The organism is Dankookia rubra, assembly GCF_004355005.1.
In the GTDB taxonomy this organism is placed as follows: domain Bacteria; phylum Pseudomonadota; class Alphaproteobacteria; order Acetobacterales; family Acetobacteraceae; genus Paracraurococcus; species Paracraurococcus ruber_A.
The window spans coordinates 1-3,126 of the sequence record NZ_SMSJ01000214.1 but is presented as its reverse complement, the minus strand read 5'-3'; the positions used below and the strand labels follow the sequence as shown (position 1 = coordinate 3,126).

Genomic DNA, 3,126 nt, shown 5'->3' with positions numbered 1-3,126 from the left:
GCCGCCGGTCTCGGCACGCGCATGCGGAGCGCGCTGCCCAAGGCGATGCATCCGGTCGCCGGGCGGCCGATGATCAATCATCTGGTCAGTGCCTGCGAGCAGGTTTTCGACCGGATCGTGGTGGTGGTGGGGCCGGACATGCCGGCGATGGAGCGGGCGGTGGCGCCGCATGCGACGGTGGTGCAGGCGGAACGGCTGGGCACCGGCCATGCCGCGCGGATGGCGGCGCCGCTGCTGCGCGACTTCGCCGGCGACGTGGCGGTGCTCTACGCCGACAACCCGCTGATCACCGTGCCGACCATCCGGAAGCTGGTCGAGAAGCGGGCCGAGGCTGGGCTGGCGCTGCTGGCGATGCGGCCGGCCGACCCGGGGCGCTACGGGCGGCTGGTGACCGAGCCGTCCGGCGACGTGACGCGCATCGTCGAATGGGCCGATGCCTCCGGGGCCGAGCGCGCCATCGGGCTCTGCAACGCCGGCGTGGTCTGCGCGCCGGCGGCCGACCTGTTCCGCTGGCTGGACGCGGTCGGCAACGACAACAGCAAGGGCGAATACTACCTGACCGACATCGTCGGCCTGGCGGTCGCCGACGGCCGCCGGGTGGTGGCCGAGGAGGCGTCGGAGGCCGAGCTGGCCGGGGCGAACAGCCGGGCCGAGCTCGCGCTGCTGGAAGCCGGGATGCAGACGCGGCTGCGCGAGGCGGCGATGGCGGGCGGCGCGACCCTGACCGCGCCGGAGACGGTGTTCCTTTCCTGGGACACGCGGCTCGGCCAGGATGTCAGCATCGCCCCCAACGTGGTCTTCGGGCCCGGCGTGACGGTCGAGGACGCGGTCGAGATCCGCGCCTTCAGCCACCTGGAAGGCTGCCTGGTGCGCAGCGGCGCCGTCATCGGCCCCTTCGCCCGGCTGCGCCCGGGGACCGAGGTGGGGCGGGAGGCGCATGTCGGCAATTTCGTCGAGCTGAAGGCCGCGACCTTGGCCGAGGGCGCCAAGGCCAACCACCTGAGCTACCTGGGCGACGTGACGGTGGGCGCGCGGGCGAATATCGGCGCCGGCACCATCACCTGCAACTACGACGGTGTGCACAAGCACCGGACCGAGATCGGCGCCGGCGCCTTCATCGGCAGCGACACCGCGCTGGTGGCGCCGGTCCGGGTCGGCGCGCGGGCGCTGGTGGCGGCCGGCAGCGTGATCACCGAGGATGTGCCGGACGACGCGCTGGCGATCGCCCGCGGCCGGCAGGCAACGAAGCCGGGCAAGGGCTTCAAGGGCAAGCGCCCGACAGACACGAAGGGATCGAACTGATGTGCGGCATCGTGGGCGTCGTGGGCAAGGCCGATGCGGCGCCCCTGCTGCTGGAAGCGCTGCGGCGCCTGGAGTACCGCGGCTATGACAGCGCCGGCATCGCCACGCTGGTCGATGGCCATGTCGAGCGCCGCCGCGCCGAGGGCAAGCTCGGCAACCTGGCCGCGGTGCTGGAGCGCGAGCCGCTGAGCGGCACCACCGGCATCGGCCATACCCGCTGGGCGACGCATGGCGCGCCGACCGAGCGCAACGCGCATCCGCACGGTACGCGCCGCGTCAGCGTGGTGCACAACGGCATCATCGAGAACCACGCCGAGCTGCGCGCCGAGCTGGAGGCCAAGGGCGCGGTTTTCGAGACCGAGACCGACACCGAGACCTTCGTCCGTCTGCTCGACGACCTGCTGGCCCAGGGCCTGGCGCCGCAGGCGGCCTTTTCGGCCGCGCTGAAGCGGGTGCACGGCGCCTTCGCCCTGGCCGCGGTCTTCACCGGCCACCCGAAGCTGCTGATGGCGGCACGGCAGGGCGCGCCGCTGGCCGTCGGCTTCGGCGAGGGCGAGATGTTCGTCGGCTCCGACGCCCTGGCGCTGGCCCCCCTGACCCGGCGCATCGCCTACCTGGACGAGGGCGACTGGGCCGTGCTCGACACCGACGGCGCGGCCTTCTTCGACGCCCGCGACCGTTCGGTCGAGCGCCAGGTGGTGGTCACCGCCGTCTCGGGCGCCGCGGTCGGCAAGGGCAACTACCGCCACTTCATGGAGAAGGAGCTGCACGAGCACCCGGCGGTGCTGGGCGACACGCTGCGGCAGTACCTTGACCCGAAGACGCTGGAGGTGCGGCTGCCGCGGCTGCCCTTCGATCCCGCGCGGATCCCCCGGCTGACCATCTCCGCCTGCGGCAGCGCCTTCCTCGCCGGTGCGGTCGGCCGCTACTGGATCGAGCAGCTGGCGCGGCTGCCGGTGGATGCCGACGTCGCTTCCGAGCTCCGCTACCGCAACCCGCCGCTGGTCGAGGGCGGCGCGGCCATCCTGATCAGCCAGTCCGGCGAGACCGCCGACAACATGGCGGCGCTGAAGCTGCTGCGGCAGGGCGGGCAGAAGGTGCTGTCGGTCGTCAACGTCCCGGAATCCTCGATGGCGCGCGAGAGCGACGGGGCGGTGCTGACGGTGGCCGGCCCCGAGATCGGCGTCGCCTCGACCAAGGCCTTCACCGCGCAGCTCGCGGTCATGGCCTGCCTCGCCATCGGCTTCGGCCGGTCGCGGCGGGAGCTCTCGACGATCGATGAGGGGCGGCTGACCCAGGCGCTGCTGGAAGTGCCGGGCAATGCGGCGCTGGTGCTGGAGAAGGACGCGCAGATCCGCGAGCTGGCCGCGGAAGTGGCCAAGGCGCGCGACGTGCTCTTCCTCGGCCGCGGCAGCCTCTACCCCATCGCGCTCGAGGGCGCGCTGAAGCTGAAGGAGATCAGCTACATCCATGCCGAGGGCTATGCCGCCGGCGAGATGAAGCACGGGCCGATCGCGCTGATCGACAACTTGGTGCCGGTGATCGCGCTCTGCCCGACCGGGCCGCTGTTCGAGAAGACCGCGTCCAACCTGCAGGAGGCCGCGGCGCGCGGCGGGCGGATCATGGCCTTCACCGATGCCGACGGCGTCGGCCCGCTGAGCCGCTTCGCCGAGCGGGTGATCGAGCTGCCGAAGGTCGGCGACTTATCAGCGCCCATCCTCCATGCCATCGCGGTGCAGCTGCTGGCCTACCACGTCGCGGTGCTGAAGGGCACCGACGTGGACCAGCCGCGCAACCTGGCGAAAAGCGTGACGGTGGAGTAGC

The 3,126-nt window shown here is 72.4% G+C and carries 2 protein-coding genes; both read left to right on the top strand.

Going from position 1 to position 3,126, the window contains the following annotated elements:
- Positions 1-1,302: bifunctional UDP-N-acetylglucosamine diphosphorylase/glucosamine-1-phosphate N-acetyltransferase GlmU (gene glmU, locus E2C06_RS35965; RefSeq protein ID WP_241671626.1), on the top strand; the 1,302-nt coding region annotated here is incomplete at its 5' end.
- Positions 1,302-3,125 (top strand): glutamine--fructose-6-phosphate transaminase (isomerizing), encoded by a 1,824-nt coding sequence (gene glmS / locus E2C06_RS35960; protein ID WP_133293320.1) that lies wholly within the window; start codon positions 1,302-1,304, stop codon positions 3,123-3,125. The genes glmU and glmS, both read left to right, overlap by 1 nt.
- The last annotated feature ends 1 nt before the right edge of the window (position 3,126 follow it).

Excerpts from the sequence above, each read along its gene's own strand:
- glmS (WP_133293320.1), top strand. The coding sequence starts at position 1,302 with ATGTGCGGCATCGTGGGCGTCGTGGGCAAGGCCGATGCGGCGCCCCTG.